The following is a 20473-nucleotide window of genomic DNA, read 5'->3' as shown; positions in this document are numbered from 1 at the left end:
AGGCCCTGGCGCTGCGCGCGTCTGGGCGGGAACGCTTGCTGCAGAGCGGCCGTGAACACCCGACACGCCAGCGTTCGGTGTGCGGATCGGTGCGCGCTAGTGGGGCAGCGGGCACCGGCACGGCAAACAGTGCGCCAGCTCAGGGCATATTGGCCGGCACCTGCACGGGGCGCTTAACCCGCGGTTATTTACATGCCCAAACTGCAAGTGTGTTGATTGCCCGATTGGCCGATAGTCGTTGCACGCCGCGATTTGCCATCGGAGAAAACAATGACAACACCGCTACCCGTATCGACCGCCGTGCAGCCGGGCGCGCATTGCGCCGCGCAGGGGGTGCCTTCCTCGCGCAAGACCTTGATCGCCTGTTCGCTGGGCAATGCGCTGGAAATGTACGACTTCACCATCTACAGCTTCTTCGCCGTGCTGATCGGCAAGCATTTCTTCCCTTCCGAATCGGCGACGGCGTCGTTGTTGATGTCGCTGGCCACCTTTGGTGTGGGCTTCCTGATGCGCCCGATCGGGGCGATGGTCATCGGCCGCTACGCCGACCGGCATGGGCGCAAGGCCGCCTTGAGCCTTACCATTGGCCTGATGACCCTGGGTACAGCGTTGATCGCCTTTGCGCCCACCTATTCGCAGATTGGCATTTTCACCACGCTGCTGCTGGTGGTCGGCCGGCTCATTCAGGGCATGTCGGCAGGCGGGGAGGTCGGGACTGCATCGGTGTTCCTCATGGAATCGAGTGCGCTGCGCAACCGTTGCCGGAACGTCAGCTGGCAGGCCGCCAGCCAGGGGTATGCTGCCTTGGTGGGCGCCGGCTTCGGCTTTGCGCTGCACCAGTTGCTCGACCCCGTAGCCCTGGAAAGCTGGGGATGGCGGGTGCCCTTCATAGTCGGGCTGCTGATCGGCCCAGTCGGTTGGTACATTCGCACGCGCCTGCCAGAAACCCACGAGGCGACACCAGTGTCCCACGGTGGCCAAGGGCTCGATGCCGAACTACTCAAGCGCATCGCCCTGGGCATCGGCCTGATGGCCAGTTCGACCATCGGCATGTACCTGTTGGTGTTCTACATGCCCACCTACCTCACCACCACGTTGCAGTATCCGCCTGGCAGCGCCATGGCGATCGCTTGCATCAGCAGCGGCTGCATGGCGGTCATCTGTCCGCTGGCGGGCAAATTTGCCGACAAGTATCAACTGCGCAAGCGCCTGCTGGCGTGGACGGTGGCCACGCCGGTAGTGCTGATCCTGCCAGTGTTCTACCTGCTCGGGCAGGTACGTGACATGGGCCTGGCCATGATGTGCGTCGCCGTGCTGATCCTGCCGACGTGCATCGGCGCGGGCGCGTTCTTCGCACTGATCATGGAGGGCTTCCCGAAAGCCCGGCGGTCCTTTGGTACCTCGGTCAGTTACAGCCTGGGCGTGACGCTCTTCGGCGGCTTCGCGCCGCTGGTGGCTACCTGGCTGATCGCCGCGCTGCAAACCCCGATGGCGCCGGCCTATTTCCTCTTGGGCGGTGGCGTTGTCAGCCTGGTCTGCCTCAACTATTTCCCTGAAAACAAAGGATGCGAATGACATGGGTACGTTCCTGAGCAACCCGCCTCGGTGCGAGGCCGCGGCGCTGGACGAGTTCGTCATGCTGCGCCGACAGATCCACGCCGCGCCGGAACTTGGCGGCGACACCCCCGACACGGCCGCATTGGTGGCCGACAAACTTCAGGCGTGGGGCTACGAAGTGCATCGCAACGTCGGCGGGCATGGTGTGGTCGGCGTGTTGAAGGTGGGCAACAGCCCGCGCAGCATCGGTTTGCGCGCAGACATGGACGCCTTGCCCATGACCGAGAAAAACCCCTTTGCCCATGCCAGCAAGATCCCCGGTCGCATGCATGCCTGTGGCCATGACGGGCATACCGCAATCCTGCTGGCAGCCGCTTCGCAACTGGCGGCCACGCGCAATTTCAATGGCACTTTGAATGTCATCTTCCAGCCGGATGAAGAAGGCCTGGCCGGGGCCAGGGCGATGCTCGACGACGGCCTGTTCGAGCGTTTTCCATGTGATTCGGTATATGCCCTGCACAACATGCCCGGCTTGCCGGTGGGCACCTGCGTGGTGCAGGCCGGGCCAACCATGGCGTCTTCGCAGCGCGTCAGCATTCGGGTCACCGGCAAGGGTGGCCACGGCGCGATGCCGGAGCTTTCGGTCGACCCGGTGATGGCGCTGAACAGCCTGATCAGCGCCGTCCAGACCATCAAGTCGCGCAACCTGAGCGTCGAGGAATACGCGGTCATCAGCATTGGCATGATCCAGGCCGGCACGGTCTACAACATCATCCCCGATGAGGCTTGCATGCTGCTGAGCGTGCGCACCGACACGGCCGAAACCCAGCAGAAAATCAACAGCCGCATTGACGCCCTGGTCAAGGGGCACGCTGAAAGCTTCGGCGTGCAGATCGAAGTGCAGTTTACCCAGTTGGCGCCGGCGCTGTGCAACAGCGACCAGGAGAGCGCGTTGCTGCGTGAAAGCCTGAGGCCGTTGTTCGATGACGGTGCGCTGCTGGACAAGATGCCGAAAAAAGTCATGGGCACCGAAGACTTCGCCTACATGCTGCAGGCACGGCCTGGCTGCTATTTCATGCTGGGTAACGGTATTGGCGAGTTCCATGGCTGCTCGGTGCATAACCCGCACTACGATTTCAACGATGCGCTGGTGAAGATAGGCGCTGAGTGCTGGGTGAAATGGGTCCAGGACTACCTGAGTTGAGTTGCAAAAAAACGCCTATCCGTAGCATCAGGCTGGCGGCTGTTGGAACAACTCGCGGATCACGCCCCTGATCCAGCGATTGCCACCATCCTGATGATACCGCGCGTGCCAATGTTGCTTGACGGTAAACCGCTCCACTGCAAACGGGCAGTCATGCAGCCTCAGCCCGTGCATGTCGGCAAGCGTCTGGCCGATGTGCCGCGGTAGCGTGGCGACCAGGTCGGTGGTGCCGACAATCATCCCCAAGCCGAGAAACCCGGGTAGTTCCAGCATGCTCCTGCGCTCGATCCCGGCCCGTGCCAGGCCTGTTTCGAGCAGCTTCTGCCCGGTCCCGGCACTGATCTGCACGTGCCCCTCGGCACGGTAGCGAGCCACGCTCATGCCAGTGCCCAACCGCGGATGCTGTGCGCTGCTCAGGCAAACCCAGTCCTGTTCGAACAGCACCTGTTGATACATGCCCGCGCCAAGCCCGGGTACGAAGCCGATGGCCAGGTCTGCCTCACCCGATTCCAGCGCGCCCTCGGTATTGCCATCGATCCGCGCCGCTTCCAGGCGAATGCCCGGGGCGTGGCTGCGCAAATGGTTGAGGATGCTGGGCAGCAAGGTGATATGGCTGGCATCGCTGACACACAGGCGAAAGCGCCGCTGTGCCGTGGCCGGCATGAACTGCGGTTCCCAGTCGCTCAGGCGGCGCAGCGATTCCAGCACTTCCCGGCACGGCCCTATCAACTGGTCGGCCCGTGGGGTAGGGGCCATGCCACCCGGCGTGCGCACGAACAGCGGGTCGTGCAACTGCTCGCGCAGGCGCGCCAGCCAAATGCTGATGGTCGGTTGGCTTTGGCCTAGCTGCTCGGCGGCGCGGGTCACGCTACGGCACTGGTAGAGCACCTCGAACAACTGCAACAGCTTGGGTTCCGGCAAGGGCTCCAGCGAGGTCATTATTGCGAATCTCAATAGTACTATTGAGGCCATTATATAGCCCAAATAACCCTCACTGCATAAGGTAGTCGCAAACCACAGGAGGGCTGCGACGTGAAAATCTGCATTCTGGGTGCCGGTGCCCTGGGTTGCGCCATTGGCGCGGCCTTGAGCGAGGCGGGGCATGAAACCTGGTTGTTGAACCGTGGCCGTGCGCATGTCGAGGCCATGAACCTGCACGGGCTGCAGGTGCAGGACGAACGCGGCGAGCGCCACGTGCGGGTGAATGCGGCGATCGACGCCGAAGACGTCGGCGTGGCTGACCTGGTGGTGGTGCTCGTCAAGTCGTTCCACACCGCCGAGGCGATTGCCGGCGCCAGCGCGCTGATCGGGCCGCAGACGCTGGTGTTGTCGTTGCAGAACGGCCTGGGCCACGAGGACATCCTGGCCGAGGCAGTAGGGCGCGAGCGGGTGTTGGCCGGCAAGACCTACGTCGGTGGAGTGCTCCTGGCGCCGGGTTCGATCCGTGCCGGTGTGGCGGGCAAGCAGACCTTCATCGGCGAGTTGGACGGCCAGCTCACACCCCGTGTGCAGGCGATTGCCGCAGCCTTCAACGGCGCCGGGTTGGCCACCACGGTCAGCGACAACATCCTCGGCACCATGTGGGACAAGCTGCTGGTAAACGTCGCCACCGGCGCGCTGAGCGGCATCACCATGCTCAGCTACGGCCAGCTGTACAGCGAGCCGCTGCTGGAAAGCACCGCCAAGGCCGCCGTGGCCGAGGCCATCGCCGTGGCCGAGCGCGCCGGTATTCGCCTGAGCCTGACCAGCCCCGAGGCCGCCTGGACGTTGGCCGCCGAAGGCCTGCCGGCGAGCTTTCGCACCTCGATGCTGCAAAGCCTGGAAAAAGGCTCGATCACCGAAATCGACTTCATCAACGGCTCCGTCGTGCGCTGGGGCCAGCGCCATGGCGTGGCCACACCGGTCAACGCAACCCTGGTGGCCTGCATCAAGGGCATCGAACGCGCCATGGCCGATCACCAGAAGAGGGAAAACCCATGAGCCAGCCAAAAGCCTACCTCGAACATGTCGCGTTCTGGGTGCGGGACATCCAGTGGCATATTCGTTTCTTCAGCGAAGTGTGCGGCATGACCATGCGCGAAGTGCAGGGCGACGTCGAGCGCCCCGCGCAGTACTGGACCCTCGGTGGCCTGCAGTTCATCCACCAGCCGGACTTTGCTGGCCCGGAAGGGCGCATGGCGCACCTGGGCATCATGTGCGAGGACCTCGAAGCCGCATTGGCGGCGGCCCAGCGTTTCGGCGTCAGCGAGATGCCCCAAGGGCGTAACTGGCTGCGCCTGCCCGACGGCCTGGCCGTGGAATTCATCCAGGCGATGCCCGCGAAATGCGTGGTTCAGGCCTTGGCCATCGACCCCCGTGCGCAGGTGCAGGCATGAGCGTGGTGGAAAAATACTGGGACGATGCCCGCGAGGGCGATGAATGCATCAGCCCCACCTACACCGTGACCCGCGAACGCATCCTGGCCTACGCCGACCTGACCGGGGACCACACCCCGGTGCACGTCGACGAGGCGTACGCCAACGCCAGCCATTTCGGCTGCCTGGTCGCCCACGGCCTGTTCGGGTTGTCGATTGCCGACGGCCTGAAGACCCAGTGCGAGTACCGTTTCCTGCCGGGCATGTCGCTGGGCTGGACCTGGGACTTCGTGCTGCCGATCAAGGTCAACGATGTGTTGCACGTGCGCATGCGCGTGGGGGCGATGCGCCCGAGCAACAGTCGGCCGGGCTGGGGCATCGTGGTGCTGCCATCGGAATTGATCAACCAGCACGGCGAAGTCGTGCAGCGCGGCGAGCACCGGCTGATGGTGCCGCGGAGGGCAGCAGCATGAGCCAGGCATTGCCATTGGCGGGTATTCGCGTCATCGACTACAGCCACTTCCTCGCCGGCCCCTATGTCGGGCGCTGCCTGGCAGCATTGGGCGCCGAGGTGATCAAGGTCGAGCGGCCGGGCAGCGGCGATGCCGGCCGCCAGCACGCGTTCACCCTGGATGATCAGCAGAGCGGTTACTTCCTGCAACTGAACATGGGCAAGCAGGGCGTCAGCGTGAACATGAAGGATCCGCGTGGCAAAGCCTTCATGCAGCGCCTGACCGATTCGGCCGACGTGTTCATCGAAAACTACCGCCCCGGCGCTCTGGACAAGCTGGGCCTGGGCTATGCCGAGCTCGCGGCGCGCAACCCGCGCCTGGTGTACTGCTCGATTTCCGCCTACGGCCACACCGGGCCGGACGCCCATCGCGCTGGCTTCGGGCTGATCGCCGAGGCCAAGAGCGGAATCATGCAGATGGTCGGCGTGCCCGGCGAAGCACCGCCGCTGCTGCGCATTTCGCTGGGCGACATGTACACCGGCATCCATGCCGTGGCGGCAATCAATGCGGCGCTGCTGGGCCGGGTCAGCAGCGGCCGTGGGCAGCACATCGACATGGCCCTGTACGACACGCTGGTGTCGATGCATGAGTACGCGGTGCAATGCTACACGTTGTCCGATGGCACCGTGCTGCCCGAGCAGACCGGCCATGACATGCCCACCTCGACCTTGTACGGCGTGTTCCGCGCCGCCGATGGCGACCTGGTGATCGCCGCTCAGGTCGACGATGCCTGGCAACGCTTTGCCGCCATGCTCGAAGCCAATGGCGGCCCGAGCGGGTTTGGCAGCGACCAGCGCTACCACAACCTCAACGGTCGCAATGCCCATCGCCAGGCGATCCTGGCCGTGGTCCGCGACTGGGTCGGCGCCCGCCAGGTGGCCGATATCCTGCACTTGCTGGACGGCATCGACATCCCCAGTGCCAAAGTGCAGCGCATCGACGAGGTGCTCGCCGACCCGCAGATCCAGGCGCGCAACATGGTCATCGAACAGCAGCACCCGCGCTACGGTACCTTGCGCCTGCCCAACCTGCCGTTCCGTTTTTCCGACTGTGACACCACGATCCACCAGGTGGCCCCGGACCTTGGCCAGCACAACGCCGAGGTGGCTGCGGCCCTTGGTTTCAGCCCTGAAGAAATCACCACCATGCAGGCAGACGGTGTGCTGTTCACCCACGGAGATGCACGATGAGCGACCGCTATGCAGTGATCGGCCGGCCGATCAACCACACCAAGTCCCCGCTGATCCATGGCCTGTTCGCCGAGGCCACTGGCCAGGCCTTGGAGTACGGCGCCATCGAAGGCGAGCTTGAAGGCTTCGAGACCCAGGTATTGCAGTTGCGCAGCGAGGGCGGGCTGGGCATGAACATCACCGCGCCGTTCAAGCTGCGCGCCTTCGAGTTGGCCGACCGGCGCAGCGAGCGGGCGCAACTGGCACGGGCGGCCAATGCGCTGAAGTTCGAGGATGGCAGTATCTACGCCGAGAACTTCGATGGCATCGGCCTGCTGCGCGATATCGAGCAGAACCTCGGCGAACCGCTACGCAATCGCCGGGTGCTGTTGCTCGGTGCCGGCGGCGCGGTGCGCGGCGCCTTGCTGCCGTTCCTGCAGGCCGGGCCGCGTGAGCTGGTGATCGCCAACCGCGACATGGCCAAGGCGCTGACCTTGCGCAACGAACTGGATCATCCGCGGCTGCGCATCAGCCGTTATGAGGAACTGGAGGGGCAAGCCTTCGACATCGTGGTCAACGCCACCTCCGCGAGCCTGACCGGTGAGTTGCCGCCGCTGCCCGCGGATGTGCTGGGCGAGGCGCGCCTGGCCTATGAGCTGGCATACGGCAAAGGCCTGACACCGTTCCTGCGCATGGCGCAGGCGCACGGTGTAGCGCGCTTGGCCGATGGCGTCGGCATGCTGGTGGAGCAGGCGGCAGAGGCGTTTGCCTGGTGGCGCGGGGTGCGGCCTGAAACCCGTGCCGTGATCGATCGCCTGACCATCCCCCTGGAGTGAGCTATGGCCGCCAATGTCCTGATGCTGCACGGCATCAACCACAACATGTTCGGCAAGCGCGACCCGCGCCAGTACGGCACAGCCACCCTGGCCGACATCGATCAGGCCCTGCAGGCGCTGGGCGAGGAACTCGGTGCGCGGGTCGAGTGCTTCCAGACCAACTACGAAGGTGCAATGTGCGAGCGCATCCATCGTGCCTATGAGGACGGGGTGGATGCAGTGCTGATCAATGCCGGGGCCTGGACCCATTACAGCTACGGCATTCGTGACGCACTGGCCATTGTCGAGGCGCCGGTGGTTGAAGTGCATATGTCGAACATCCATGCCAGAGAGCCGTTCCGCCATCACTCGGTGTTTGCCGAGGTGGTGCGCGGGCAGATCTGCGGATTTGGCGTCGAGACCTACCTGCTGGCGCTGCGTGCGGCGTTGAAGATGATCTGACAGTCTCGCTGCCGGAGCGGGCAAGCCCGCTCCGGCAATGGAGGCTCGCCACATTCAGGAGGATTTGTCAGCTTGACCACCCCCGCAGTCGCGAACCCCTCTCGGCAAACCACCTTCATCGCCTTGCTGGTGGCCATTACCTTCTTCATGGAAAACCTCGACGCCACCGTCATTGCCACGGCGCTGCCACAGATGGCCAGTGACTTCGCCGAGAACCCGGTCAGCCTGAACATCGGTATCAGCGCCTACCTGCTGGCGGTGGCGGTGTTCATCCCGCTCAGCGGCTGGGTGGCCGACCGCTTTGGTGCCCGGCAGGTGTTCGCCGGGGCCATCGGCCTGTTCACCCTGGCGTCGTGGCTCTGCGGCCTGGCCGCCAACCTGGAGACCTTCATCGCCGCACGGGTGCTGCAAGGCATCGGCGGTGCGCTGATGGTGCCGGTCGGCCGGCTGGTGGTGTTGCGCACCACCGAGAAGCAGGACCTGGTGAAGATGCTCGCGGTGATCACCTGGCCCGGGCTGGTAGCGCCGGTACTGGGGCCGCCCATCGGTGGGCTGATCGTCACCCACCTGTCGTGGCCGTGGATCTTCTACCTGAACATACCGCTTGGCGTGCTGGCCATTGCGGCAGCGTGGTGGCTGATTCCCGCTGGCCGCCCCAGCGAAGCACGCCGCTTCGACCTGCTCGGCTTCGCATTCCTCGCGTCGGCCTGTGCCGCGTGGCTGATCGGCCTGGAAATGCTCGGTTCGCTGGGCGCTGGCAGCCTGCCTGGCGGGGCGGCACTGGTGGCATTGGGCGGGCTGCTGACCTTGCTGGCGATTCGTCATTGCCAGCGCCACCCGGCACCGCTGTTGCCATTGGCGGCCATGAGCATCGCCACGTTCAGGGCCAGCATCGTCGGCGGTACGCTGTTCCGCCTGTCGATCAGCGCCTTGCCGTTCCTGATTCCGCTGTTGCTGCAGGTCGGCGTTGGCCTGTCACCGCTGGATGCCGGCTTGCTGGTGCTGGCGATCTTTGCTGGCAACCTGGCGATGAAGCCGTTCACCACCGGCTTGAATCGCCCCTGGTTTTCTAGACACTCTCCAAGCTCAGGAAATAGCGTTTCTCATACTCTACTGGAGACAGCTGCATAGCACTGCTGTGTCGGCGTTTAGGGTTATAGAACATCTCGATGTAATCGAAAATATCACTTCGGGCTTCTTCACGGGTTGTGTAGATCTTTCGTCGGATTCGCTCTCGCTTCAAAAGCTGGAAAAAGCTCTCGGCTACGGCATTGTCGTGGCAGTTTCCCCGCCGGCTCATGCTGCTGATTACATTGTTGGCCTTCAAAAAGCTTTTCCAATCCGAGCTACTGAACTGACTGCCTTGATCTGAGTGAATCATAACTTGCTGCTGAGGCTTGCGTCGCCAAACAGCCATCAACATCGCGTCGATAGCCAGGTCGCTGCACATCCTTGGCTTCATTGACCAACCAATTACTTGGCGTGAGAACAGATCCAGCACTACCGCGAGGTAGAGCCACCCTTCATAGGTGCGGATGTAAGTGATATCTGTCACCCAGACCTTGTTCGGCTCACTTACCTTGAACTGCCGCGCGAGGTGGTTGGGCGAGGCCACTGTTGGTTTTCCACCATAGAACCCTGGACGCCGCCGATAGCCCGTTTGAGAACGCAGTCCCTCCGCCTGCATCAAGCGCCTGACTCGATTTCGGCCGCATTCCTCTCCCAGCTCACGCAGGTCATCGTGAATTTTGCGGTAGCCGTATACACCTCCGCTTTCCAGCCAAGCGTGTTTGATCAAGCCAAGCAGACGTTGATCTTCTTTTGCTCGGGCAGATTGAGGCTCGGCCAGCCAGGCGTAATAGCCGCTGGGGTGCACCTTGAGGGTTTGGCAAAGGCGCCGCACCGGGTAATCAGTCGAGTGCTTCTTGATGAAGGCGTACTTCAGCCGCACTCCTTGGCAAAGTACGCGGCGGCCTTTTTTAAGATGTCTCGCTCTTCCGTCACGCGCTTGAGTTCAGCGCGTAGCTTGCGCAGTTCGGCCTGCTGATCGTCGTCTTGCTGACGCTGCTCTTGGGGCTTGCTGTAGACCTTGATCCAGGCGTAAAGACTGTGCACGGACATGCCCAGGCGCTGGGCGACATCGGCGACAGGTTTGCCTTTCTCGGTCACTTGCTTGACCGCTTCGATCTTGAATTCTTCGGGGTAACGCTGACGACTCATGGCACCTCCTATTTGGGCCTCATTATGAGGCTTGGAGGTGTCTACGAAACCAGGGGCGATTCACTTGGGCAAGACGCACGATCACGCCGGTTTGAGCGACCGCTTCGACCAGAACGAACAAACCCGCCACCAGTGGCAGGACGGCCCAGGCGACATGGCGCAACACTGGCACCGGGCTGCGCCGCTGGCGCAGGTGAACCAGTGCCGTGGTCGCCACGCCAGCGCAGAAGGTGGGCGGGCCCAGCGCCTGGTCCAGTGCCGATGCGCCCAACAACAAGGCTGCGGTAAAACCGATGCCCACTGCGCTCAGGCGTGCGCCAGCGGTCAGTGGCTGGGTATCTACGGTCAAGGCCAGCGGCTGGCTGATCTGCCGGCGCTGGGCCAGGCGCAGTGCCAGGTAGGTGAGGGCGATTGCCGCCAACGCCGGCACGCTGAACTGCCTCAGCCAGTCCAGCAGCGGTGGCATCTGGCTGCCGAACACCACCAGGTTGGCCGGGTTGGAGATCGGCAACACGAAACTGGCGGCGTTGGCGATGAAGGCACAGATGAACAGGTACGGTAACGGTTCGGCCCGGGCGGCCTTGCACGCGGCATACACCGCCGGGGTCAACACCACTGCCGTGGCGTCGTTGGACAGGAACACGGTAACCAGCGTGCCCACCAGGAACACCAGGTCGAACAGTCGTTGCCCGGAGCCCCGCGCATGGTGCACCGCATAACGGGCCAGCCAGTCGAACAGGCCTTCCTGGCGAGCCAGCTCGGCCAGCACCATCATGCCGATCAGAAACAGGTAGACGTCACTGCCTTTGGCTACGGCGGCCAGCGCGTTGCCAGGGGTGATCAGCCCCATACCGGCCAACAGCAACGCGCCGCCCATGGCCCAGACGTATTCGGGGATGCGCAAGGGGCGCAGGATGACGCCGCAGGTGGCCAAGGCGGCCACCGTCCAGATGATCGATGCGTTGTCGCTCAAAGGCATGCTGGGTCAGTTTCCGGAAGGTGCAGAGGAGGGCGAAGGCGAGGTGCCCGGATTGGTTTCGGGCAGCGCCTGGGCCGAAAACTGCCGTCAACGCGCCAAGGCTGACATTGAAGCGGCCGCTGCCTTCGGTCAAGTCCTTGCCCAAAATCGGGAACAGCTCGCCGAAGAGGCCTGCGCCGATGCCGTCGAGCAGTTGCACCGCGACCAACCAGAACGGGTTGTCGGAGACCACGTAAAGCCGCGTTACGATCTGGCGGTTCTCTTTCAGCCAGCCAAACATGCGCTACCACCTCCGGGCATCACGCCAGCCAATAAAGTTATGGCCCACATCTGAATCTTGTATTTCATCTGCACGCGCACAGCTGATTAGCATCGTCGATGTCTTCCTGTCGACGAGAACAACAACGTGAACCTTGGAACGATCATTACCCGAAGTGCCCGCTACTGGCCGGACCACATCGCCGTGGCGGACAGCCAGACACGCCTCACATACACCCAGCTGGAACGCCGCAGCAACCGCCTGGCCTCTGCGCTGGGGACCCTGGGCGTGGGCGTCGGCGAGCATGTGGCGATTCTCGCCGCCAACCGCGTGGAGCTGGTCGAAGCGGAAGTGGCGCTGTACAAGGCGGCGATGGTCAAGGTGCCGATCAATGCGCGGCTGTCAGTGGATGAAGTGGTGCAGGTGCTGGAAGACTCCTGCAGCGTTGCACTGATCACCGACGCCAGTTTTGCCCAGGCGCTGGCAACGCGACGTACGGAGTTGCCGCTGCTGCGTCAGCTGATCGTGCTGGAAGACGAGGGCGGTGACCTGGGTTATGCCGCGCTGCTCCAGCGCGGCAGTGAGGCACCGCTGGCCCTGGACCCGGCCGACGATGCGCTGGCCGTGCTGCATTACACCTCCGGCAGCTCCGGCGTGCTCAAGGCTGCGATGCTGTCGTTCGGCAACCGCAAGGCGCTTGTGCGCAAGAGCATTGCCAGCCCCACACGGCGCTCCGGGCCGGGCGACGTCATGGCCCACGTGGGGCCCATCACCCATGCCAGCGGCATGCAGATCATGCCGCTGCTAGCGGTGGGCGCATGCAACCTGCTGCTCAACCGTTATGACGACCGTCTGTTGCTGGAGACCATCCAGCGCGAACGGGTGACGCGGCTGTTTCTGGTGCCGGCGATGATCAACCGTCTGGTCAATTACCCCGGCGTCGAACGCTTCGACCTGTCCAGCCTGAAGCTGGTCATGTACGGCGCCGCGCCCATGGCGCCGGCCCTGGTGAAAAAGGCCATCGAACTGTTTGGGCCGATTCTCGCGCAAGGCTATGGCGCCGGTGAAACCTGTTCGCTGGTTACCGTGCTGACTGAGCAGGACCACTTGGTGGAAGACGGCGATTATCAGCGCCTGGCCTCCTGCGGGCGCTGCTACTTCGAGACCGACCTGCGGGTGGTCAACGAGGCGTTCGAGGATGTGGCCCCGGGTGAAGTCGGCGAGATCGTGGTCAAGGGCCCGGACGTGATGCAGGGCTACTGGCGCGCCCCGGCGCTCACCGCCGAAGTGATGCGTGACGGCTACTACCTCACCGGCGACCTGGCGACGGTCGATGCCCAGGGTTACGTGTTCATCGTCGATCGCAAGAAAGAAATGATCATCTCCGGCGGGTTCAACGTGTACCCCAGCGAAGTGGAACAGGTGATCTACGGCTTCCCCGAAGTATTCGAGGCGGCGGTGGTCGGCGTGCCCGACGCGCAGTGGGGCGAAGCGGTGCACGCGGTGGTAGTGCTCAAGCCGGGGGCGCAACTGGAGGCCGCCGAGCTGATCGAGCGCTGCGGCCTTGCGCTGGCCGGTTTCAAGAAGCCGCGCGGCGTCGACTTTGTCAGCGAACTGCCGAAAAACCCCAATGGCAAGGTGGTGCGCCGCCTGGTCCGGGACACCTACTGGCAACACAGCGAACGTCGTATCTGACCAGGGAGCATCACCATGTATCAACCCAGTGCAAAGGCTGCGCAGATTATCGAAGCGATCGAGGGTTTCGTCCGCGATCAGGTACGCCCGCTGGAGCAGCAGGCACAGCTGGACTGGGCGCGCCCGCATCCCCAGTCGGTGTTGCGGCAGGTATGGAAACTTTCCAGTGAGCAGGGCCTGTACACCGTCATGCTGCCCGAAAGCATGGGCGGGGCCGGCCTGAACGTGGCCGACCTGTGCGCGGTCAAGGAGGCCACGGTGCTGACAGGCTCCATGCTCGCGTCGCACGTGTTGGGCGAGCTGTCGGGGCCGCCGCGGGTCGGCCACCTGTTCAAGGTGGCCAGCCCCTACCAGGTCGAGACCTTTCTCAAGCCAGTGTGCCGTGCTGAAAAGGCCGTGTGCTTTGCCCTGACCGAAGCCGAGGCCGGCTCCGATGCCACCGCCATTACCACCCAGGCGCGCCGCGACGGCGACCATTATGTGCTCAGTGGCAGCAAGCGTTACATCTCCGGTGCCACCTACGCCGACCTCGCGGTGCTGCTGGCGGTGACCGGGCCGGGGAAGGGCGCCCAGGGTATTTCGGCGTTCTTCGTCGACCTCAACGCCCCGGGTGTGCGAGTCGACAGCGATTACTCGGTGATGTCCGGTGGCGGTGCCCATGGCGACATCGTGCTCGACCAGGTGCGCGTGCCGGCGGCCAACTTGATCGGTGAAGAGGGGCAGGGGTTCAAACTGGCCATGGGGCGCATCACCCTGAACCGCTTGCTGCATTGCCCGACGCTGCTGGGGATGGCCGGCCTGGCGCTGAACCTGTCGATCGAGCATGCGCGCAGCCGCAAGCAGTTCGGCCAGCCGATTGCCATGTTCCAGGCGGTCAACCACATGATCGCCGACATGGCCACCGAGCTGCACGCTGCGCGCAGCATGGTCTACGCCACAGCCCAGGTGAACGACGCCGGGGGCGATATCCGCACCCAGGCGCCGATGTGCAAGCTGTTCGTCTCCGAGGCTGCCTTCCGCATCGCCGACAAGGCGGTGCAGGTGCACGGCGGCGCCGGGCTGATGCAGGGCAATCCGGTGGAGTGGATTTTCCGCGCCACGCGGATGATGCGTATCCTCACCGGCACCAGCGAGATCCAGCGCAACACCATCGCCAAAGGCGTGCTGATGCCTGCCTGAGTGACGGGCCGCCCTTGCAGCGGCCTTTTTGCTACACCCCACAACAATAACAAGAGTACTCGCCATGACTGCGGATTCTTCTCTGCCTGACTCCCGTACCGCCTGGCTGGTGGCGGCGCTGCTGGCCCTGCTGATGCTGGTCAACTTTCTCGACAAGGTGGTGATCGGGCTGGTAGCGGTACCGATGAGCGCCGAACTGGGCCTGACGGCCACCGAGTTCGGCCTGATCGGCGGCGCCCTGCACTGGTTCTTCGCCATCTCCGCCGTGGTCGGTGGCTTCATGGCCAACCGGCGCCCCACCCGCACCTTGCTGCTGGGCATGGGCTTGTTCTGGGCGCTGATCCAGCTGCCAATGCTGTTTGCCACCTCACTGTGGGCCATCGTCGCCTGCCGGGTGCTGCTGGGCATCGGTGAGGGGCCGGCATCGCCGGTGGCCACCCATGCACTTTACAAGTGGTTCCCCAACGACCGGCGCAACCTGCCGGTGGCCCTGCTGCATGCCGGCAGTGCCATGGGCCTGCTGGTGGCGGGGGCGATGATTCCCTGGGTAAGCCTGCATTACGGCTGGCGCACCAATTTCATCATCCTTGCCCTGATCGGCCTGGTCTGGTGCCTGTTGTGGTGGCGGCTGGGCCAGGAGGGCAGCCTCGAGCGCCTGCGCGCCAGCCAGCTCAAGGCCGATGAATCGGCTATCCCCTATCGCAGGCTGCTGGGCGACCCCAGCGTGCTGGGCAACTACCTGTGCCACTTTGCCGCCAACTGGTCGCTGGCCCTGACCCTGACCTGGGTACCCAGTTACCTGCAGGTGGGCCTGGGTATCGACCCGCTGCTGACCGGGCGCATCTTCATCATGTTCGTGGTCGTGACCACGCCGCTGAGCTTGCTGCTGGCATGGTTCTCCCAGCGCCTGATGCGTCGCGGCGTGCCGTCACGGGCGGCACGCGGCGTGTTCGTTTCGGTGTGCTTGATACTGGGCGGGCTGTTGTCGGCGTCGCTGATGCTGCCTGGCCTGAGCACGGCCGCAAGGGTCGCCGCACTGACTCTCAGTGGTGGCCTGGCGTTGGTCATGTATTCCGTGGGCCCGGCAATGCTTGCCGAGTTCACCCCAGCGGCCCAGCGCGGGGGCATCCTCGCCATGGGCAACGGCATCGCCTCGTTGGCCGGGCTGGCAGCGCCGGTGGTGACCGGCTTGCTGGTACAAGGTGCGGGTAGCGAACACCCGGCGGGGTATGCCCAGGGCTTCCTGGTATGCGGCGCGGTGCTGGTGGTGGCGGGGCTGGTGGGCCTGGCCACCATGAACCCGCAGCGCACCCAGCAGCGCCTGCGCGAGTCGGCTGCCGCTGGCGGGCAGGCGCGCGCTCAGACCGCCAGTTGAACGCCGAGCACGGACTCCAGCGGCTCGGCCTCTTTGCCGATCAGTTCGCCCCGCCAGCGGCCGCTGTTGACCAGGTCGATCAGCACGCTGCGCACCAGGTCGCGCAGACAACCGGCGGCGAACGACAGGGGTTTGTGCTGGGAGTGCGCCAAGGCGATGGTGCGGCTGATGCGCGGTTCGACGATGCGCCGCGCCGCCGTGGGCTCGAGCAATACGCTCAGCGGCGGCCAATTGCTGATGGTCGCCGCCAGGCCGGCGCGCACCAGGCTGGCGATGCCGGGCGCAGATTGTTGCTCGTAGGCGGCGGCCAGCGGTACGGCTGCTTCCATGGCGGCTTGCTCGATGCGTCGGCGCAGGTGCAGCGTTCTGGGCGGCAGCACCAGCCGGGTGGCGGCGGCTTCGGCGAGGGTGATGGTATCGGGGGTGCCAGGGGCTGATGCGCCGACCCAGTACAGCGCCTCGGTGAAGATCGGCTCGGCCTCGACATGCTCGAGTTCCTCGGCATTGGGCACCACACCGAAGTCCACCTTGCCCAGCTCGATGGCCTGGCCGCCTTCGCGGCTGAGGCCATCCCAGACGGTCAAAGTCACGCCGGGGAAGCGCTGTTCGGCGCGCCTGACGATTTCTGGCAGCAGCAGGTCGGCGGCGGTGGCCGGGATTGAAATGGCCACGTGGCCCTTGGGGTCGCCGCGGCTGGATTTCAGCTCATCCTTCACCGAGTCGAGTTTCTGCACCACCTGCCGGGCGACTTCATAGAGCTGGCGCCCGGCATCGGTCAGGGCAATGCCATCGTGCTGGCGGTCGAGCAGCTGCATCGCCAGCTCACTTTCCAGCAGGCTGATCTGCCGGCTCAACGCCGGCTGGGCAATGTAGGCGCGACGTGAAGCCGAAGAGAAGCTGCCGGCTTCGACGATGGCGATCAGGTAGCGGAGCTGTTTCAGGGTCATCGGAGCGGTTCCAAGGGTATGCCGAACTGATATGGCATGTATCCGAACACGTTATTTGTGGGGTTCGAAGCGCGGCTCCTAGTATCACCCCGAAAGGGCGTGCCAAGGCAAGCCCGGACGGGACAACACAACAACAAGAGGCCAAGCCCGATGAAACCATTCGCCCTGCTGCGCAGCTTCCTGTTCGTCAACGCCAGCCTGCTGAGCCTTTACGTGGGGGCCACACCACTGCCTGCAGACCTGACACCGATGGGGGCCGAACGCGGGCCCAGCAGCGACGGTCGCATTCCGGCCTGGACCGGCGGCCTGCAAGCAGGGCAAGTGTCGCTGGCGGTCAACGGCACGCCCCTGGACCCGTACGCCGATGAGCAGCCGCTGTATGTGATCACCGCCAACAACTACACCCAGTACCGGGAGCAACTGACGGCGGGGCAGGTGGCCTTGATGCAGCGTTACCCCAAGTCGTTCCGCCTGCCGGTGTATCCCTCGCACCGCAGTGTCGCGGTGCCGCCAGCCGTGAGCGAGTGGGCCCTGCACAATGCGGCCAATGCCCGGCTGGTCAATGACGGCAACGGCGTGGAGGGCTTTGCCGGCGTAGTGGCGTTCCCCAGGCCCGAGAATGGCCTGCAGGTGCTGTGGAACCACCTCACCCGGCCGCGCAACGGCAGTTACAGCCTGGCCTCGGACAGCGTCACCCCGCGTGGCGATGGCCGCTTCGCGACGATGAGCCTGCAACAGAACTTCGCCCGCCCCGATGTATTGGAAGGTGGCCAGGCGGGCAACGTGCTGTATTACCTGAGTTACCGCATGACCGCGCCGTCGCGCCTGGCGGGCGATGCCGTGGTGCTGCACGAAACCCTCGATCAGGTGGCCCAGCCGCGCCTCTCGTGGTTGTACAGCAGCAGCCAGCGGCGGGTGCGGCGCGCCCCGGCGCTGGCCTACGACAGCATCACCCCCGGTACGGCCGGCCTGCGCACCGCCGACAGCCGCGACATGTTCAACGGCGCACCGGACCTCTACCAGTGGACCCTGGTGGGCAAGAAGGTCCTGCACGTGCCGTATAACAGCTATCGCCTGGCTTCGCCCCTGCTCGGTTATGCCGCGCTGGTCGGGCCGGGCCATGTCAACCCTCAACCCACCCGCTACGAGCTGCACCGGGTGTGGGAAGTGGTGGGGACCCTCAAGCCTGGGGCGAAGCATCTGTATGCCAGCCGGCGCTATTACCTGGACGAGGACAGCTGGGCCATCCTCGAGGCGGACTTCTTCGACCATGAGGGTCAGGTGTGGCGCACCGCCCAAGCCCACAGCTACTACCACGTCACCGGGCAGGCGCTGGTCAACGCCATGGAGACGATCTACGACTTGCGCAGTGGCCGCTACCAGCTGTCTGGTCTGACCAACGAGCAGCCAAGGCCGTACGCCTTCGACGTGCGCACCAGCGCTTCCTTCTTCTCCCCCGGCGCACTGCGCAGCCAAGGGCTGCGTTGACACAGGGCTACCATGAATTCCGATCACCGCCATACCCCTTGGGAACGCTGGTTGATTGGGGCAGGGCAAGGCGCCCGACCCGCGTTTTACCCCGGCCAATGAGCGCACCTTTCTTGTCTGGATCCGCCGCTCTGTGCCTTCGGGGTGGCGGGCCTGGTGCTCAGCGTGTGGTTGCGCCGCTCGCTTCAGGGCGGCGCTGTTGGTGATTCAGGGTGTGACGATATTGAAGCGCCCGTCCGGCTCGTCCAGCCCTGCCATGAAACGCATGAACTTCATGCGCTCGCCACTGATGTCGATATCACCCACGGTCGCTTCCTTGAGAAAGCCGGTCTGCTTCAGGGCGATGCGGTCCAGGGTAGCCTTGCTCATTTTCACCTCGACATCCGCCTGCCCGTGGCGGGTGTGGTCGCGGTGGGTGAGCACACCGTTGCGCAGGGTCAGGGCGTAGTCTTCGTTCAGGTCGGTGAAGCGCCAGTTGATGGTCAGGTCCTGCTCGGCGGCCTTGGCGGCATCCACGCGTACGCCCAGGTAATCGAAGAACAGCGTCGGGGTCAGGGCGCGTACCAGGTCGTCCGCGCTGCCGCCTTTGCTGGCGGCAGGCGCCACACCACTGCGCAGCTCTTGCGCACCCGTCAGGTAGGCGTTGCGCCAGGTGGCGTTCTCGCTCTGATAGCCCAGTTGCTCCAGGGCGTCGGCCTGCAGCTCGCGCGCTGCCCTGTTGTCGGGCTGGGCGAACACCAGGTGCAGGGTGAGCTCGGCAACCCAGCGGTAATCACCGCTGGCGTAGGCCTCACGGGCCAGGGTCAGCACCCGCTCGGCGCCGCCCAGGGCCTTGACGTAATGCGCACCGGCCTCGCTCGGTGGCAAAGGGTTTAGGGTTGCGGGGTTGCCGTCGTAAAAGCCCATGTAGCGCTGATACACCGCCCGCACGTTGTGGCTGAGCGAGCCGTAGTAGTCGCGGCTGTACCATTTGCTGGCCAGCCGTGGCGGCAAGGTGGTCAGCTCGGCGGCGATCTCGGTGGGGCCAAGGCCGCGGTTGATCAGGCGCAGGGTCTGGCTGTCGATGAAGGCGTACATGTCGCGCTGATCGGCCAGGTAGTCGCGGATCGCCGCGCCTCCCCAGGTCGGCCAGTGGTGCTGGGCAAACACCACTTCGGCCTGCTCGCCATAGCGCAACAGCGACTGGTCGAGGTAGTGCGCCCACACTTTGGCATCGCGCACCTGGGCACCGCGCAGGGTCAGCACGTTGTGCTGCACGTGGGAGGCGTTCTCGGCCATGCACAGGGCCTTGAACTGGGGGAACCACAGGTTCATTTCAGCGGGCGCTTCGGTGCCAGGGGTGAGCTGGAACTCGATGTCGACACCGTCGATGCGCAGGGTCTCGAAGGGCTGTTCGATCAGCCGGGTCGGGGCGATCAGGCTGACCGTGGCATTGGCCGGCACACCCTTGCCCAGGCCGGCATCCACCTGGCCGCGTGGCCCGCGTGGCAGTGGCGCGCCGTACATGTACTGAGCCCGGCGCTTCATTGCCGGCCCGGCCAGCACGTTTTCGCTGACGGCATGTTCGAAGAAACCCTGCGGGGCGATGACCTGCACCTTGCCGGCCTTGACGTCGGCCTCGTCGATCACCCCACGCACTCCCCCGAAATGATCGACGTGCGGGTGGGTATAGATCACCGCCACCACCGGCCGCTGCGGGCGATGGCGCAAGTACATGGCCAACCCGGCCCTGGCGGTTTCTACCGACAGCAGCGGGTCCATCACGATCAGGCCGTGCTCGCCTTCGATCAGGGTCATGTTGGCCAGGTCCAGGCCGCGCACCTGGTAGATGCCTTCGCTGACCTTGAACAACCCGGCAAGGGTGTTGAGCTGGGCGACGCGCCACAGGCTCGGGTTGACCGTGGCCGGCGCCTCGCCTTTCAGGAAGGCATAGCGCTGCAGGTCCCAGACGGTTTTGCCGTCGGCATTGACCACGGGCTGGTCGACGGCTTCTAGCAGCCCGCGGCGGGCATTGTCGAAGTCGCTGCGGTCGTCGAAGGGCAGGCGCTGCAACCATTGCTGATTGCTCTGGCGGGTGAGGTCGCTAGCGTCCTTGGCCGGCCCGTCGGCCAGCGCCGCGTAGGGCAGGGCCAAGGCCAGCAGGCAGGGCAGTGTGCGTAGGCGCATGGGGTGGTCCTTGTTGTTCTGAGGGCGAACACTCTAAGGACAGATCTCGCTGGCGAACCAATACCACTCTTGCATGGCTACCCATGCCCAAA

Annotated in this window: 17 protein-coding genes and 3 pseudogenes; 14 read left to right on the top strand and 6 right to left on the bottom strand. The window is 64.6% G+C overall.

What is annotated here, in order from left to right; genetic code table 11:
• Positions 1-270: 270 nt before the first annotated feature.
• Complete coding sequence (locus ACOKS3_RS16730; RefSeq protein WP_422764067.1) at positions 271-1575, top strand: MFS transporter; 1305 nt, start codon at positions 271-273, stop codon at positions 1573-1575.
• Position 1576: 1 nt separating this feature from the next.
• Positions 1577-2761 (top strand): M20 aminoacylase family protein, encoded by a 1185-nt coding sequence (locus ACOKS3_RS16725; protein ID WP_103447781.1) that lies wholly within the window; start codon positions 1577-1579, stop codon positions 2759-2761.
• 27 nt (positions 2762-2788) lie between these two features.
• Here the strand turns inward: ACOKS3_RS16725 and ACOKS3_RS16720 are convergent, their stop codons facing one another.
• A complete protein-coding gene (locus ACOKS3_RS16720) occupies positions 2789-3700 on the bottom strand; it encodes a LysR family transcriptional regulator (protein WP_103447780.1) in 912 nt (303 codons plus the stop codon).
• Between the two features lie 93 nt (positions 3701-3793).
• Here ACOKS3_RS16720 and ACOKS3_RS16715 point away from each other — a divergent pair, with 93 nt between their 5' ends.
• The 7 genes and pseudogenes from ACOKS3_RS16715 to ACOKS3_RS16685 all read left to right on the top strand — a co-directional run.
• Complete coding sequence (locus ACOKS3_RS16715) at positions 3794-4741, top strand: ketopantoate reductase family protein (RefSeq protein WP_103447779.1); 948 nt, start codon at positions 3794-3796, stop codon at positions 4739-4741.
• Positions 4738-5136 (top strand): VOC family protein, encoded by a 399-nt coding sequence (locus ACOKS3_RS16710; RefSeq protein WP_422764066.1) that lies wholly within the window; start codon positions 4738-4740, stop codon positions 5134-5136. Before ACOKS3_RS16715 ends, ACOKS3_RS16710 begins: the two co-directional genes overlap by 4 nt.
• Positions 5133-5588, top strand: a complete 456-nt coding sequence (locus tag ACOKS3_RS16705) for a MaoC family dehydratase (RefSeq protein WP_422764065.1) — start codon at positions 5133-5135, stop codon at positions 5586-5588. The genes ACOKS3_RS16710 and ACOKS3_RS16705 overlap by 4 nt, the downstream gene beginning before the upstream one ends.
• Positions 5585-6817 (top strand): CaiB/BaiF CoA transferase family protein, encoded by a 1233-nt coding sequence (locus ACOKS3_RS16700; RefSeq protein WP_422764064.1) that lies wholly within the window; start codon positions 5585-5587, stop codon positions 6815-6817. Before ACOKS3_RS16705 ends, ACOKS3_RS16700 begins: the two co-directional genes overlap by 4 nt.
• Positions 6814-7632 carry a shikimate dehydrogenase gene (gene aroE / locus ACOKS3_RS16695; protein ID WP_103447775.1) on the top strand — a complete coding sequence of 273 codons (819 nt, stop codon included), beginning with the start codon at positions 6814-6816 and terminating at the stop codon, positions 7630-7632. Before ACOKS3_RS16700 ends, aroE begins: the two co-directional genes overlap by 4 nt.
• Positions 7633-7635: 3 nt before the next feature.
• The gene (gene aroQ / locus ACOKS3_RS16690) at positions 7636-8073 is read left to right on the top strand and encodes a type II 3-dehydroquinate dehydratase (RefSeq protein ID WP_103447774.1); all 438 of its coding nucleotides are present in this window, start codon (positions 7636-7638) and stop codon (positions 8071-8073) included.
• 72 nt (positions 8074-8145) lie between these two features.
• Positions 8146-9132, top strand: a pseudogene (locus ACOKS3_RS16685) (MFS transporter); the annotation flags it as partial.
• 10 nt (positions 9133-9142) lie between these two features.
• Here ACOKS3_RS16685 and ACOKS3_RS16680 read toward each other — a convergent pair.
• From ACOKS3_RS16680 to ACOKS3_RS16670, 3 genes and pseudogenes are all read right to left on the bottom strand, one after another.
• A protein-coding gene (locus tag ACOKS3_RS16680) for an IS3 family transposase (RefSeq protein WP_087535084.1) occupies positions 9143-10293 on the bottom strand; the annotation gives its coding sequence in 2 pieces (ribosomal slippage) (positions 9143-10059 and positions 10059-10293; 1152 coding nt in all).
• 22 nt (positions 10294-10315) lie between these two features.
• The gene (locus ACOKS3_RS16675; protein WP_463581449.1) at positions 10316-11227 is read right to left on the bottom strand and encodes an SLC13 family permease; all 912 of its coding nucleotides are present in this window, start codon (positions 11225-11227) and stop codon (positions 10316-10318) included.
• Between the two features lie 94 nt (positions 11228-11321).
• A pseudogene (locus ACOKS3_RS16670) lies at positions 11322-11510 on the bottom strand (MFS transporter); the annotation flags it as partial.
• A gap of 168 nt (positions 11511-11678) precedes the next feature.
• Here ACOKS3_RS16670 and ACOKS3_RS16665 point away from each other — a divergent pair.
• The 3 genes from ACOKS3_RS16665 (at position 11679) to ACOKS3_RS16655 (ending at position 15780) form a co-directional block, all read left to right on the top strand.
• The gene (locus ACOKS3_RS16665; RefSeq protein WP_422764397.1) at positions 11679-13226 is read left to right on the top strand and encodes an AMP-binding protein; all 1548 of its coding nucleotides are present in this window, start codon (positions 11679-11681) and stop codon (positions 13224-13226) included.
• A 15-nt stretch (positions 13227-13241) separates the two neighbouring features.
• Positions 13242-14405, top strand: coding sequence for an acyl-CoA dehydrogenase family protein (locus ACOKS3_RS16660; RefSeq protein ID WP_422764398.1), 1164 nt, complete (start codon positions 13242-13244; stop codon positions 14403-14405).
• Between the two features lie 64 nt (positions 14406-14469).
• On the top strand, positions 14470-15780 hold the full coding sequence (locus tag ACOKS3_RS16655) for an MFS transporter (RefSeq protein ID WP_103447681.1): 1311 nt from the start codon (positions 14470-14472) through the stop codon (positions 15778-15780).
• Here ACOKS3_RS16655 and ACOKS3_RS16650 read toward each other — a convergent pair.
• The gene (locus tag ACOKS3_RS16650) at positions 15765-16727 is read right to left on the bottom strand and encodes a LysR family transcriptional regulator (RefSeq protein WP_422764399.1); all 963 of its coding nucleotides are present in this window, start codon (positions 16725-16727) and stop codon (positions 15765-15767) included. The two genes, ACOKS3_RS16655 and ACOKS3_RS16650, sit on opposite strands and share 16 nt — an antisense overlap.
• A 150-nt stretch (positions 16728-16877) precedes the next feature.
• Here ACOKS3_RS16650 and ACOKS3_RS16645 point away from each other — a divergent pair, with 150 nt between their 5' ends.
• Both ACOKS3_RS16645 and ACOKS3_RS16640 read left to right on the top strand, forming a co-directional pair.
• On the top strand, positions 16878-18215 hold the full coding sequence (locus ACOKS3_RS16645; protein ID WP_422764400.1) for a DUF1329 domain-containing protein: 1338 nt from the start codon (positions 16878-16880) through the stop codon (positions 18213-18215).
• 12 nt (positions 18216-18227) lie between these two features.
• Positions 18228-18351: pseudogene (locus ACOKS3_RS16640) on the top strand (YidH family protein); the annotation flags it as partial.
• A 71-nt stretch (positions 18352-18422) separates the two neighbouring features.
• Here the strand turns inward: ACOKS3_RS16640 and ACOKS3_RS16635 are convergent.
• The gene (locus ACOKS3_RS16635) at positions 18423-20381 is read right to left on the bottom strand and encodes an alkyl/aryl-sulfatase (RefSeq protein ID WP_422764401.1); all 1959 of its coding nucleotides are present in this window, start codon (positions 20379-20381) and stop codon (positions 18423-18425) included.
• Between the last annotated feature and the right edge of the window lie 92 nt (positions 20382-20473).

The sequence above is a fragment of the Pseudomonas sp. HS6-2 genome (assembly GCF_049325675.2).
Taxonomy (GTDB): domain Bacteria; phylum Pseudomonadota; class Gammaproteobacteria; order Pseudomonadales; family Pseudomonadaceae; genus Aquipseudomonas; species Aquipseudomonas putida_N.
The sequence above is the reverse complement of the archived record's forward strand: the minus strand, read 5'-3'. Positions and strand labels throughout refer to the sequence as shown.